Genomic DNA, 13,621 nt, shown 5'->3' with positions numbered 1-13,621 from the left:
CTAGGGAGGTACCCTTAAGGGAGCGGGATTTGATCGGCAGGGTTGAAAGGGGCAGATGAACTACCATGGCGCCGGCAGGAACCCATCCAATCGTATTTTGTTTGACAGATAGATCTCGACGCTTTTTGTGTGTCGGTGGATTCCGACAAAAGATGTGAGCTCCGTAGACGTCGTTGTTCCCTGCTTCCGGTACGGGCACTTCCTGCGAGAGTGCGTCGAGAGCCTTTTGACGCAATCCGGTCCCGAATTGCGCGTGCTCATCATCGATGATGCCTCGCCCGACAATACTGCGGAAGTTGCGAAAGAGTTGGTTGGCTCCGATCTCCGCGTCAATTATCGCAGGCACTCCTCGAATCAAGGTCTCATCGCTACCGCCAACGAAGGTATCGCCTGGGTGAAAGCCGACTACATGCTTCTGTTGTCCGCGGACGATTACCTGCTGCCCGGTGCCCTCAACAGGTCGGCCGATCTGATGGACGATCATCCTTCTGTCGCTTTCACCTTCGGAGGCGCGGTTGTCGTGGATCAACGAGGGAAGCGTTCGCGCCATAGAATAGGAGTGGGATCCAGAACCCGCGTTTTGTCTGGACTTGATTTCATTGCGCTTAGCGGCGCAAGAAACATCGTGCTGTCCCCGACCGTAGTGGTTCGCACGAGCCTACAGAAAAGAGTGGGTGGGTATTTGGCTGACTTGCCCTACGCCTCTGATATGGAAATGTGGTTGCGGCTCGCCGCACATGGCGACGTGGGGGTCATTGCTGCTGATCAAGCCGTGTATCGATCGCACTCGGCCAATATGTCAAGCGAGCCTTCGCGGGAGCAAGACCTGCTCCAACGCAAGGCGGCGATAGAACACTTCCTGAAAAGTTGGGCCGCCAGGTTGACGAACGCTGATGATCTTCGTGCCTGGTTGATCCACATGTTGGCTCTTGATGCGATCGGCTGCGCAAGCGCCGCCTTCAATGAAGGAGCGATGGAAAGCTCTGCACGCCTTTCTAAGCTTGCGGTGGATATCGATCCGAGCGTTCAACGAACGCGGCGGTGGTGGTTTCTCGCCTGCAAGAAGGCTCTTGGGTTGCGAGGATGGCGGCTGGTGCGGCCTTCAGTTGAGTGGTTTAGGTCAATATTCCAGAACCAGCGCCGCTGAGGCTGCTAAAGCAACTGGGGCGTCATATCGCTTTGACCCCAAAGCTGACCTGTCGAGACATCCGCCGATTTGCCCGCTTGTGAACCGTAGCGGAAGTCAGGACGCGGGCTATCCCTGCCTTCCCTGGCAGGCTACACTAGGCCTGAAGTTGAGGTCGCATATGTGTCCCCGGCCAGGAGGAGTGCAATGAAGCGGCGCGACTTCATTCGTATCTCACTCTTGAGCTGCAAGACAATTGCGGGAATCTCGCTGCTCGTTGGACATCTCGGATCGGCCGGCGAATTGCAGGTGAACGGATTTCCGGCCGATACGGAGTTCTTTCCGATTGGCGTTTGGCTCCAATCGCCCGCTCGCGCCACTAGTTACAAGGCAATCGGGATCAATACCTTTGTAGGATTGTATAAGGGGCCCACCGAGGCGCAACTCGCCGCGTTGGCACGACAGGGCATGTTCGCTATTGCCGGACAGAATGACATCGGGCTGAAGTCCCGCAATGGACACGTCATCAAGGCATGGATGCAGGACGACGAACCAGATAATGCCCAACCACTTCCACAAGGAGGGTATGGAACGTGTGTCCCAGCGAACGATGTTGCTCGCCGGACTCGAGAGATGAAGACCGTCGACCCAACACGACCGGTGATGATTAATTTTGGCCAGGGTGTGGCCAATGAATTCTGGCGCGGCCGCGGTCAATGCAACGGTGATCAGGGTTAGTACGATACTGCGATACAGGGTGCCGACATATTGTCGTACGATATTTATCCCGTGGGCTCAAAGACTCCGCAGATTAAAGGCAAGCTGGAATATGTCGCGCGTGGCGTCACCAGTCTCGTGAATAGGGCTGCAGCCGGGCAAAGCGTATGGATGGCGCTTGAGACGACGGCACTAGATCCAACTCGTCGACCGACTGCGGCGGAAGTTCGGGCGGAGGTCTGGATGGCATTGATCCATGGCGCGACGGGAATTTTTTATTTCGTGCATGAGTTTGAACCAGCCTTCCGGGAAGCCGCCATCTTCCGTTACCCCGATATCGTGGAGGAGGTCACGAGAACGAACCGGTTGATCAAGTCTCTCTCGCCAGCGTTGAGGAGTCCAAGCATATCCGGGGCAATATCCGTAAGCTCGCAGGTCCCGATCGCAACCATGGTGAAGGTGCATAAAGATACGACATATGTATTCGCCGTAGCGATGCAGAACTCTCCTTCGACAGCTCGGATCACGGTCAGTGACGTTCACCAGACCAGCGCTCGCGTCATTGGCGAGGCTCGGAGCGTATCCATCGCGCAAGGTTCTTTCGAAGACCAATTTGAAGGCTATGGCGTGCATCTTTATCAGATTCCCTAGGACGCCATTCCGGAGACGAATGGATTTTGTCACCCAAGCCGCGGCTTCCGGATTGGCTTAACTCTGACGTCTGGTGTAGCCGGCTTTTGTGCGGCTATCAGGAGCACAGCGTACCGCATCCGCACTCAAACTGCGGCGCATTGTTTTTGGTACGCGCTCCAGACGGTCATCGCGATTTTTCTCTGTACGAGTAGGGGCATTGAGTTGAACGGAAGCCCTCCGCCTCGGCACTCAACCTTTGCCCCGTCAACTCCCGACGCCGCCGACCAGACGCGGGCGGCGATTTGCGAGCGGTTTCGCCGCGGGCAGCGCACGTAGCCACGCGCGAAAACTCACGATCTCCGGACAATCCGCCGTGCCTTCTGGCGCAACCAGCCAATCACCCGGGCCCGATCCCTCATCCATCCGCTCGCAGCGATAGCCCGGATGGTGGCTCACGCCGCGCGCGATCAGAAGGTCGACCTTGCCCTCGACGAGCTCGTGCAGGCCGGCGGGCTGCAGCACGCGCAAACCGATCTGCGCATGCGCGCTGCGAAACGCCGCAAGTTCGAGGCGGCGCAGGTCGTAACTGCCGTGGACGCCCAACTGCAGGAGCACCGCCCCTGACGGCTTCAACTGCGAGGTCGCCTCGGCGATGTGGCGAAAGCCTTCGGATATCCCGGGCAGATAGGCTTGGCCGGCCTCGGTGAGGATGAGCTGCTTGTGCAGCCGCTCGAACAGCTGCACGCCGAGGCGCGCCTCCAGCGCTTTCACCTGCTGCCCTACGGCCGCGGGCGTGACGTGCAGTTCGTGCGCGGCCAGCTTGAAGCTGAGATGGCGCGCGGCGGCCTCGAAGGCGCGGAGCGCGTTGAGTGGGGGCAGGGCGTAGGTCATCGCAACCGCACTTTGACACCGATGGGCCGCGGCCTTGCAATAGATTTTCTTGCGCTGAACCGCAGCAATGATGCTTTGCGCTAGCGTGATGCCGCCGGATACGCTTGACGCGCAAATCCGGAGAAACGCCATGCCCTCAGCTCACATCGTCAGCCACAATCCCGCAACGGTTCACCCGCCCGTCGGCGGCTACTGCATGGGCCTGGAGCTGAAGCAGCATCGCCGCCTGCTGTTCATCAGCGGCCAGGTGCCTGAAAGGTCCGACGGCACCGTGCCCGACGGCTTCGAGGCGCAATGCGAGCAGGCCTGGCGCAATGTCAGGGAGGTGCTCGCCGCGGCAGGTCTTGGCGTCGAGCACCTGGTCAAGGTCACCACGTTCCTGACCGACCGCAGTCAGGTCGTCACAAACCGCGCGATTCGCCGCGCGATGCTCGGGGAGCACCAGCCGGCACTGACCGTCGTGGTCGTCGAGACCGTCGACAGCAAATGGCTGCTGGAGATCGAGGCGATCGCCGCGGACTGAGGCGGCGGCGTCGATGTTGCAATGAGCCAATCATATCAGGTGTCCAATGGCTGAGATCCATCCGTTCTACCAGACGCACCGCCACGCGATGGAGGCCGCCATGCGCGAGCGACTAGACCTTGCCGAAGAGCGCACGCATCTCTCCGATATCGATGGAATCAGGCAGGACGTGATGGACGAATTCGCGATCGTCCTCACCCAGATGCCCTATGTCGGTGGCGCGGCAAGCCGCATGAGCGATTTCTTCATGCGCCTGACCGGCTTCATGGCCATCAGTCGGGTGCTGCGGCGCCACGGCGTGCCGGTTCCCGTGATCGGCGAGATCGAGCGCGAAACCTACAAGGCGCAGCTGCTGACGATTCCCGAAGCCGAGCGTCTCGCCGCGGGGCATCAATTCATGTCACCGGAGAACCAGGCCTTGATGCGCGAACAGGCCGCAAGAAGCGTTACCAGAGCTCACCAAACGGAATTTCCGGAAGATTTCGTCTACGATTTCGTCGAGCCGGGTCCGCAAGACAGCTTCGAATTCGGCATCGACTACAAGGCCTGCGGCTTCTGCAAGCTCGCGGCGCGCCACGGCGACAGGGAGATCCTGCCGAACATCTGCGGCCTCGACTTCGACGCCTACGCCACGCGAGGCATCCGCCTGAAACGGACCCAGACGCTGGCGGGCGGCGCCAGCCACTGCAATTTCCGCTTCTCGCGATTAGACCGCACCCGCTGACCCGCGATATAGGTGATCCCGGATCGTCGTTCTGCCGCCACCTCGTCATTGCGAGCGCAGCGAAGCAATCCAGAATCTCTCCGCGGGAACAGTCTGGATTGCTTCGCTGCGCTCGCAATGACGGGGGATGTGCCGGCCCTTCAAAGGGGGCTGCCGATGATGACATCATACCCCTGTTTTGCCCGACGGAGCAAATCGGCTTCGCAAAATCCGCAAGCTCACGACACCCGCCGGCAAGTCATTGATTCCGCTGGCCCCGGCTACTGTGCATGGGGTTGTTTTCGCACTTTTTGTTTGGGCGGCCGACTACTCCGCCGCTTTCTCCCTCAAGCGCTGCGCATAGACGTTGATGACCAGCGCCGCCAACAGGATCAGGCCGCGGATCAGGATCTTCAGGAAGCTGTCGATGTTGACGTGGTCGAGGCCGTTGTTGAGAACACCGAGGACGAAAAGCCCGACGATGGTGTTGCCGATGCCGCCGCGGCCGCCGAACAGGCTGGTGCCGCCGACCACGACGGCGGCGATGGAGTCGAGCAGGTAGGTGTCGAACTCGTTCTGCTGCGCGCTGCCGAAATGGGCGACGCCCAGCATGCCGCCGATGCCTGAGCACACCGCCGAGATCACCATGACCGCGCCGAGGATCAGCTTGACGTTGAGACCCGAATATTCGGCCGCCTCGCGATTGCCCCCGACCATGTAGACGTAGCGGCCGAAGCGCGTGTAGGTCAGCACCAGATGGCCGCCGAGCAGCATGATGGCGGCGACGATGACGATCCAGGGGATGCCGCCGATCGAGCCGGAGCCGAGTGTCGTGATCAGGCTCGGCACCTTGTAGGCGATCTGGCCGCGCACCAGGAGTGCCGAGATGCCGGCGGCGATCTGCATCATCGCAAGCGTCATGATGAAGGAGGGGATGCCGATCACGGTCAGCCCGAGCGCGTTGACGAGGCCGAGCAGGGCGCAGAGCAGGAGCGACAGGATGATCGCGACGGCGCCGGGCAGGGGAATGTTGGCGATGTTGACGTAGGATTCCTGCAGCGTGAAGTAGGCGACCGCAATGCCCGTGACGTTGGCGATGCTGGCGATCGACAGGTCGATCTCGGCGCAGAGGATCACGAACGTGAGCCCGACGGCGATGATGCCCGTCACCGACACCTGGGTCAGGATGTTGCCGAGATTGTCGAGCGTCGCGAAGGAAGGGCTGGCGAAGGCGAAGAAGGCGGTGAGGAAGATCAGCGTCAGGAACGGGGCGATGTTGCGCATCTGCGAGCGCAGGAAGGGCGCAAGGCCCCGCGCCCGCTGTCTCGTCGCCAAAGCCGTCTCGCTGCTCATGTGCTTCTCCGTCACGCCGCTTCCAGCAGGCGGTCCTTGCTGACCGGCTCGTTCGAAAATTCCCGCACCAATGCGCCGCGCTTGAGCACGAGGATGCGGTCGGCCAGCGACAGCACCGTTTCCGGCTCGGTCGACAGCACGATGATGGCAAGTCCCTTGGCGCGGAGGTCGCGGACGATGTTGATGACGTCGTTCTTGGCGCCGACATCCATGCCGCGGGTCGGCTCGCACAGCACCAGCAGCTTGGGCGGATAGGTCAGCCATTTCGCCAGCGCGACCTTCTGCTGGTTACCGCCCGAAAGCATGCCGAGGTCGAGGCCGACCACCGGCGGCCTGATCTGCAGCTGCTCGACCTGGCGCCTCGCGATGTCGCGCTCCTGCGCCGGCTTGAGCAGCAGCGAGGAGATGCGGTCGAGGATGCTGATCGAGATGTTCTTGTAGACTGGCTCCTGATGAAACAGCATGTCGCGCCGGCTCTCCGGCACCAGCGCCACGCCGGCGCGGCGCGCCGCAGCCGTGCTGGCGAAAGTTTTCGGCACGCCTTCGACTACAAGCGTGCCGTTGTCCGGCTTCAGCTTGCCGAACAGGATGCGCGACAGCTCCTGCTGGCCGCAGCCCATGAAGCCGTAGATGCCGAGCACCTCGCCGGCGCGGGCCTCGAACGATACGTCTTGAAGGCTGCGGGACAGCGACAGCTGGTCGGCCTTGAGAACGACCTTGCGGTCGCTCGGCTGCGGCAGCATCAGGTCGTCGGTGTAGCTATGCTCGAGCGCCTCGCCGCCGCGGCCGATCATCGCCTCGATCAGCGCGCCCTTGCTGGTCGCCGCGCTCGCCGTCTCCGCGACCTTCCGGCCGTTGCGGAACACGGTCACCGTGTCGGACACCAGCAGGATGTCCTCGATGAAATGCGAGATGAAGACGATGGCCGTGCCTTCCTCGCGCAGCCGCCGCAGCGTCGTGAACAGCCGCTCGACCTCGGGCGGGGAGAGGGCTGAGGTCGGCTCGTCCAGAATGACGATGCGCGCGCCGGAGAACAGCACGCGCGCGATCTCGATCAGCTGCTGCAGCCCGATCGGGAGATCGCCGAGCCGCGCCATCGGGTCGACGTCGATGCCGAAGCGGGCGAGCTGCTCGCCCGCCTCGCGCGCCATCCGCCGCCATTGCACGAGACCAAGTGCGTTGGTCGGCTGATTGCCGAGGAAGACGTTCTCGGCCACCGTCAGGTCGGGCGCAACGCTGAGCTCCTGGTGCACCATGGCGATGCCGGCGGCGTGCGCATCGCGCGCCGAGCGAAAATGCATGTCCCGGCCGTCGACCAGGAAGCGGCCGGAGAACTCGGTGTGCACGCCGGCGATGATCTTCATCAGCGTGCTTTTGCCGGCGCCGTTCTCTCCGACCAGACCATGGATCTCGCCGGGATAGAGCGCGAAGTCGACACCACGAAGCGCTTCGACGCCGCCGAAGCTCTTCGTGATGCCCTGCAGTTCCAGGATGGGCTGTTGTCCCACGATCATGAAGGATCTGGAGGCTCAGATCAGGAAGTGGTCCTGCATCCACTGCATCCCGGCGGCGTTGGCCTTGGTCACGACCGGGCCATCGGTGACGACGTTCTTCGGAATGCCCTGTCCGCTCTTCTCGCCGCCGACCACGGCCGAGACGCCCGCGATGATGGCGCCGCCATGGATGCGGCAGGAGGGATTGCGGACGGTGGCGAACATGCGGCCTTCGCTGACCGCCTGGATCGCCGGCGGCATGGCGTCGACCCCGCCGATCAGGATGTTGGTGCGATTGCGTGCCTTCATGATGTTGGCGGCGGCCAGCGCCATGTCGTCATTGTGGAAGAACGCCGCGTCGATCTGCGGGTATTTTGTCAGATAGGTCTCCCAGAGACGTGCGGTCTTCGACACGTCCCAATCGGCCGGTTGGGTGTCGAGCACCTCGATCCCCGGGAATTGCTTGACGACCGAGTTGAAGCCCTTCGCCCGTCCTTGCGCGCCGGTATGGCCGAGCGCGCCCTGGGTCATGATGATCTTGCCCTTGCCGCCCATGGCGTTGCACAGCGCCTGCGTCACCGAAGCGCCCATGAACTCGTTGTCGGGGGCGAGGAAGGAGTGGACGTTGATCTGATCGAGTGGCGCGATCAGCGTGTCCATGTCGATCACGGGCGTGCCGGCGTCGATCATCTTCTGCACCGGCTGGGTGAGGGTGCCGATGCCGAAGGCCTGGATCGCGACGAAGTCCCATTTCTGCGAGGCCATGTTGTCGATCGCCGCGCGCTGCTTCACCGCATCGAGCTGGCCGTCGAACCAGGTGACCTCGACATTGAACAGCTTGCCCCAGAACTCCGCGGCCTGCTTGCCTTGCGCGCACCAGGTCGCCTGAAGACCGGCATTGGAGAAGGCCGCCTTCAGCGGCTTTTCGCTGCGTCCGACCTCGGCGGCCAGCGCGGGGTTTATGCCCATGCTGCCGAGGAGGGCAGCTCCGGCGCCGGCGGTCGCTGCCGCCTGAAGAAGATCGCGCCTCGTCGTCGAGAAATCTTTCGTCCCGGACATCGCTCGCTCCCATATATATTTGTCGTCGGCGCGTCATTGGTAGCGCTACCGATGTCCGAAAGTCTCTCACAAGAGTTGTTCGCACTCAATCCGCAATCAGCCGCAGCGTCGTCGCGGCCCGCACGTTGGTGCAGCGCAAAGCGTCAAGTCGGCGCGGCGGCGAATGCATCGATCTCGGCGAGCAATGTATCCCAGGCCTGCGCGATCTCCGGCGTCCATTGATCGCCGAGCAGATCGCGGAGCGCATCCCTGATGACGGCGAAGAACGCGACGAACAGCTCGCGCGGCGTGCCATAGGCATCGTGCGAGGCGAGCTCGCAGGCGATCAGCCGGAAATGTCCGCGGCGCTCGCCGGCGAAATCGAGAACCGCCTCGATCGTCAGCGCCAGCATCGACCCCTTTACGAGGTCACCGCCGTCGGAGCGGAACATCGCCTGGGTTTCCGGATGCTGATCGAACAGACGCTGGTAGACCAGGGGCGTGAGATCGGCGCAGCGGGAGGCGGCGCGTTCGAAGCTGTCTTCGATGGGATGAGAGGCCGCGTTCATCGACAGTTCAGCCGCGCGGGCAAAAAAAGAGCGGGGCCCTGGCCCCGCTCAAAAATTGTGTCGACCCTATTATCCCCGATCTTAAGATTTGATCTTGATTGACGGGGCGACGCTGCGTTTTGCGCGCCAGGGGCTCCTCCCGAGACTTGGACCACCAGGCCTCGACCTCTCGGTCCAGCGCCTGAGCAAGAGGATGCTAGATCAACTTTTCTCACTTGTCATCATTTTCAGCAACGAATGTTCAAAATAACAGCAGCTGACGAAATGATCGGGCTTTTAGCCATCTAAGCACATGACAAATATAAGAAATCTGTGGATGGGCGGGCGCGGGGCGGCTGCCTCAATTGCCGGACGCCAGCCGCAGGAGGGGGCTCCGGCCCCAGTCTTTAGCGAATTTGCGGTGTGCCAAGTAGCCGGCGGAACCGACCTCGACTCGGGGGCCGGCGCGGTGTTTAGTTAGCGCACGAACGAATGGTTCGCCGGATGCGCGCACGCCTGCAAAAATTCCTGCCTCTGGTCCTGCTCGCCCTGGTGATGCAGGTGCTGGCGCCGATCGCCGCCTGTCTCGCGGCGGGCCAGGTCGCGGCCGATCCGCTCTCTGCCGCCATCATCTGCCATAGCGCAAGCGAGCTGGGCGGCCCGGTCGACGAGACCGGGACGCCGGCCGCAAAAGCCGGCGCATGTGCGCTTTGCTGCCTCGCGCACGCTGGCGCCTCGCTTGACGCGCCGCCCGATGCGGCGTTCTCAAGTCCCGTCCGCCCCATCGCCCGCATCGTATGGCATGTGGCGAACGCGCCCGTCCTCGCCGCCGTCGACGGTTCGAGCGCCCGGGCACGCGCTCCCCCTCGCATTTCCTGATCCGCGAAACCTTCAGCTCCGAGCCGGCTTCGGCCGTGCCGGGATCGCAATGCACCGGCTCTCTGCCGGCATCAGGAATGACCTCATGCCTCGTTCAGGCTTCTTTCGACTGCTTTCCGCACCCGGAATTCTGCTTGCCTCAGCTTCTGCCCTCGTTGTGCCGTCCAATGCGATTGCGGAGGAAAACCGAGGCGAGCTTCCTCCCGTCACGGTCGACGCGCCGCGGGAGAAACGGGCCTCACCAGCCCGCGTACAGCGAGCTGCCGCGCGATCAACGCGGGCCCGCGCGCCTGCAACTGCGCCGGCGCAACCGACGGCAGCTTCCGAAGGAGGCCCCGGCCCCGGTGCCCTGACGGTTCTCACCGCCCAGCAGGCGCTGAGCGAGATCAACCAGACGCCGGGCGGCGTAGCGCTGGTCACAGCGGAGGCCTACCGGAATTCGACTCCTGCCAGCACGATCAAGGATGTCCTGGACTACGTGCCCGGCGTGTTTGCGCAGCCGAAATGGGGCGACGATACCCGGCTTTCGATTCGCGGATCCGGCCTGTCGCGCAATTTCCATCTGCGTGGCGTGCAGCTCTACATGGACGGCATCCCGATCAACACGGCGGACGGCTACGGCGATTTCCAGGAGATCGACCCGACCGCCTACAAATACGTCGAGGTGTACAAGGGCGGGAATGCGCTGCAGTTCGGGGCCAATTCGCTGGGAGGCGCCGTCAACTTCGTGACGCCATCGGGACGCGATCGGTTTCCGAATGGCGTCTCGCTCGACGTCGGAGGCTTCGGCTTCAGGCGACTACAGGCCAACGCAGGGGGTGCCAACGGCCCGTGGGATGGATTCGTCACGGCATCGACGCAGGCCACGGACGGCTTCCGCGATCACAGCTTCGGCTCGGGCAACCGCGTGAGCGGCAATGTTGGCTACCAGTTCGCGCCGGATTTCGAGACGCGATTCTATCTCAACGCCAACGAGGTGCGGCAACGCATTCCAGGAACCGTCACCAAGGTGTCTGCCTTGACCAATCCGGAGGCCGCGGCTCCGGCGAACGTTGCCATGGACCAGCAGCGCAACATCGACACGGTCAGGCTGGCAAACAAAACGACGATCCGATTCGACGACACCAGGTTCGAGTTCGGTGCCTTCGGCGTCGACCGGCACCTCATGCATCCGATCTTCCAGTGGCTCGATTATCGCTACAAGGATTACGGCGCCTTCGCGAAGGTTACGGACGACCGCATTATCGGCGGTTACCGCAACAGGCTGGTCGCGGGCGTCAACCTGTTGAATGGCAGCATCGACAACCAGCAATTCGCCAACATTGCCGGACAGAAGGGGGCATTGCTGTCGTCGTCGGTCGATCGCTCGGAGAACACCTCGGTTTACGTTGAGGACAGCTTCTACTTTCTGCCGAACGTCGCCGCGATTGCCGGCACTCAATTTCTGCATGCGACGCGCAGTCGGCGGGACCGGTTTCTTAGCGACGGCGACCAGTCGGGAGCAACCCGTTTTGATCTTTGGTCGCCGAAGACGGGCCTCCTGTGGCAGATCGACCCGACGTGGCAGGCCTTCGCCAACGTTTCGCGGAGCGCCGAAGTGCCGAGCTTCGGCGAGAGCGCCCGCGGTCCTGGCATTCCGACGATTCCGTTCACCAGCATCCGTCCCCAGATCGCGACCACCTACGAGATCGGGACGCGCATGAGGCGGCCCGACTACACGTGGGAGTTGACCGCCTACCGCGCCAAGATCCGCGATGAGCTGTTGTGCCTCTACAGCGCCTTCGGCAATTGCAACGTGACCAATGCCGACCGAACCGTCCATCAGGGCGTCGAGGCTGGGGCAGGGGCAGCAATCTTCCGCGACATCTTCGTGAAAGGAGGAGCGCCCGACAAGGTGTGGCTCAACCTTGCCTATACTTATAACGATTTTCGCTTCGATAGCGACCCGACGTTCGGCAACAACCAGCTGCCCGGTGCGCCGCGTCACTATTTGCGCGCCGAATTGCTCTACAAGCATCCGACCGGGTTCTATGCCGGTCCGAACGTCGAATGGGTGCCGCAAGCCTATTTTGTCGACAGTATGAACACCTTGACGACGGAGCCGTACGCCCTGCTCGGATTGAAAGCGGGCTTCGACAATGGCGGGCCGTTCTCCGCCTACATCGAGGGTCGAAACCTCACCAACAAGACCTACATTGCAAGCGCCAGTATCATCGATCGCGCCACCGCGACGTCGGCGTTGTTCGAGCCAGGCGCCGGCCGGGCGGTCTACACCGGAATAAGGTATCGATGGTAAGCGCACTGAGGCTGCCGAGACCACCACGACCGACCGTGCTCGATCAGATCAAAACCGAGGGAACCAAATGAACAGGATCAAGCTTTCAATTCTCGCCGTCGCCATGCTGCTCGGCACCAGCACGGCGTTCGCAGCCGAGGACGTCAAGGCCGGCGATCTCGTCATCTCGCAGGCCTGGAGCCGGGCAACGCCGGGCGGCGCCAAGGTCGCCGGCGGCTATCTGACGATCGAAAACAAGGGCAACGCGGCCGACAGGCTGGTCAGCGTGTCCGCCGACATCGCAGGCAAGGCCGAGATTCACGAGATGGCGATGGACAACGGCGTGATGAAGATGCGCGCGCTCGACAAGGGACTCGCGATCGATCCAGGCAAGTCCGTGAAGCTCGCGCCCGGCGGCAATCATTTGATGCTTCAGGAGCTGAAGGGGCCGTTCAAGCAGGGCGACAAGGTGCCGGTGACGCTTCAGTTCGAGAAGGCCGGAAAGGTCACTGTCGCCCTCGACGTCCAGGGCGTCGGCGGGCAGGCGCCGGGCGATGGCGGACACTCGGGTCACATGGACATGAAGAAAATGCCGGATCATTCGGGAATGAAGAAGTGATGAGCATGATCTGCTAATAACTGGTGGAGCAACAGCATGAATCGAAGAGAGTTCAACGCGACGCTTGCCGCCGTATCCTTGCTCAACTTCGTCGCGCCGCCTGCATTTGCGCAGCTGGCGTCGCCGACACGTCCGCGCGTGGGCCTGTTGATCCATTCGGACATGATCCTGCTTGATTTGGTCGGTCCGCTCACCGTGTTCAGCATTATGCAGGCTGATGTCCACCTGATAGCCAAAACAGAGCAGCCGGTCATAACCGACGTCCACTTGCCGGTTGCGCCGACGGCGACTTTTCAGGGCGCTCCGCAGATGTTCGATGTGTTGTTCGTGCCTGGAGGACTGAAGGGAACGGTCGCTGCGATGCAGGACCGTGAAAATATCGAATTCCTCAAGCAGCAGGGTGGATCGGCGCGCCTCGTCACTAGCGCTTGTACCGGTTCGCTCTTGCTTGGCGCCGCCGGGCTGCTGAAGGGCTATCAGGCCACGTCGCACTGGTACGTTCGCGATCTGCTCGCGCAGATGGGTGCGGTGGTGCGGACCGATCGCGTAGTCGAGGATCGCAACCGAGTCACGGGTGGCGGCGTGACGGCCGGCATCGATTTTGCGCTCGCGATCGCCGCGCGGTTGGCAGGCGAAGAGGTTGCACGGCGAATTCAGCTCGTGATCGAGTACGATCCAAAGCCGCCGTTCGATTCCGGATCACCCGAGCGTGCCGGTCCTGCGCTGGTGGGCGATGTCTTGAAGCGGCGGCAGGACCTCATTCGCGAAGCAGAGTCTGCAGCCAAGGCGGCCGGTGCCGCAATGCATCTTTGAACAAGTGAGG

14 protein-coding genes are annotated in these 13,621 nt (G+C 62.3%); 9 read left to right on the top strand and 5 right to left on the bottom strand.

The window, feature by feature from the left end:
* Positions 1-127: 127 nt before the first annotated feature.
* From XI05_RS03475 to XI05_RS03465, 3 genes are all read left to right on the top strand, one after another.
* Entirely contained in the window at positions 128-1,147 is a 1,020-nt protein-coding gene (locus tag XI05_RS03475; RefSeq protein WP_333939814.1) for a glycosyltransferase, read from the top strand.
* 186 nt (positions 1,148-1,333) lie between these two features.
* A complete protein-coding gene (locus XI05_RS03470; RefSeq protein ID WP_271498638.1) occupies positions 1,334-1,864 on the top strand; it encodes a hypothetical protein in 531 nt (176 codons plus the stop codon).
* Between the two features lie 51 nt (positions 1,865-1,915).
* A complete protein-coding gene (locus XI05_RS03465; RefSeq protein WP_271498636.1) occupies positions 1,916-2,494 on the top strand; it encodes a hypothetical protein in 579 nt (192 codons plus the stop codon).
* A gap of 246 nt (positions 2,495-2,740) precedes the next feature.
* On the opposite strand, the gene XI05_RS03460 is transcribed toward XI05_RS03465, so the two are convergent.
* Complete coding sequence (locus XI05_RS03460) at positions 2,741-3,367, bottom strand: LysR family transcriptional regulator (protein ID WP_271498634.1); 627 nt, start codon at positions 3,365-3,367, stop codon at positions 2,741-2,743.
* Between the two features lie 130 nt (positions 3,368-3,497).
* Between XI05_RS03460 and XI05_RS03455 the strand changes: the two genes are divergently transcribed.
* Positions 3,498-3,890, top strand: a complete 393-nt coding sequence (locus XI05_RS03455; RefSeq protein WP_271498633.1) for a RidA family protein — start codon at positions 3,498-3,500, stop codon at positions 3,888-3,890.
* Between the two features lie 46 nt (positions 3,891-3,936).
* A complete protein-coding gene (locus tag XI05_RS03450; protein WP_271498631.1) occupies positions 3,937-4,614 on the top strand; it encodes an L-2-amino-thiazoline-4-carboxylic acid hydrolase in 678 nt (225 codons plus the stop codon).
* A gap of 306 nt (positions 4,615-4,920) precedes the next feature.
* Here XI05_RS03450 and XI05_RS03445 read toward each other — a convergent pair whose 3' ends face one another.
* The 4 genes from XI05_RS03445 to XI05_RS03430 form a co-directional block, all read right to left on the bottom strand.
* Positions 4,921-5,946: an ABC transporter permease gene (locus tag XI05_RS03445; protein WP_271498629.1), complete on the bottom strand. Its 1,026-nt coding sequence runs from the start codon at positions 5,944-5,946 to the stop codon at positions 4,921-4,923.
* 11 nt (positions 5,947-5,957) lie between these two features.
* Positions 5,958-7,460: a sugar ABC transporter ATP-binding protein gene (locus tag XI05_RS03440; RefSeq protein WP_271498628.1), complete on the bottom strand. Its 1,503-nt coding sequence runs from the start codon at positions 7,458-7,460 to the stop codon at positions 5,958-5,960.
* Positions 7,461-7,475: 15 nt separating this feature from the next.
* Entirely contained in the window at positions 7,476-8,498 is a 1,023-nt protein-coding gene (locus XI05_RS03435; RefSeq protein WP_271498626.1) for a sugar ABC transporter substrate-binding protein, read from the bottom strand.
* A 143-nt stretch (positions 8,499-8,641) separates the two neighbouring features.
* Positions 8,642-9,046: a globin gene (locus tag XI05_RS03430; protein WP_271498624.1), complete on the bottom strand. Its 405-nt coding sequence runs from the start codon at positions 9,044-9,046 to the stop codon at positions 8,642-8,644.
* A 483-nt stretch (positions 9,047-9,529) separates the two neighbouring features.
* On the opposite strand from XI05_RS03430, the gene XI05_RS03425 reads away from it, so the two are divergent.
* The 4 genes from XI05_RS03425 (at position 9,530) to XI05_RS03410 (ending at position 13,611) form a co-directional block, all read left to right on the top strand.
* A complete protein-coding gene (locus XI05_RS03425) occupies positions 9,530-9,904 on the top strand; it encodes a DUF2946 domain-containing protein (RefSeq protein ID WP_271498622.1) in 375 nt (124 codons plus the stop codon).
* Between the two features lie 85 nt (positions 9,905-9,989).
* Positions 9,990-12,200, top strand: coding sequence for a TonB-dependent receptor family protein (locus tag XI05_RS03420; RefSeq protein ID WP_271499216.1), 2,211 nt, complete (start codon positions 9,990-9,992; stop codon positions 12,198-12,200).
* 67 nt (positions 12,201-12,267) lie between these two features.
* Positions 12,268-12,798 (top strand): copper chaperone PCu(A)C, encoded by a 531-nt coding sequence (locus XI05_RS03415; protein WP_442869228.1) that lies wholly within the window; start codon positions 12,268-12,270, stop codon positions 12,796-12,798.
* Positions 12,799-12,834: 36 nt separating this feature from the next.
* The gene (locus tag XI05_RS03410) at positions 12,835-13,611 is read left to right on the top strand and encodes a DJ-1/PfpI family protein (RefSeq protein WP_271498621.1); all 777 of its coding nucleotides are present in this window, start codon (positions 12,835-12,837) and stop codon (positions 13,609-13,611) included.
* The last annotated feature ends 10 nt before the right edge of the window (positions 13,612-13,621 follow it).

This window comes from Bradyrhizobium sp. CCBAU 11357 (assembly GCF_028128865.1).
In the GTDB taxonomy this organism is placed as follows: Bacteria; Pseudomonadota; Alphaproteobacteria; order Rhizobiales; family Xanthobacteraceae; genus Bradyrhizobium.
The sequence above is the reverse complement of the archived record's forward strand: the minus strand, read 5'-3'. Positions and strand labels throughout refer to the sequence as shown.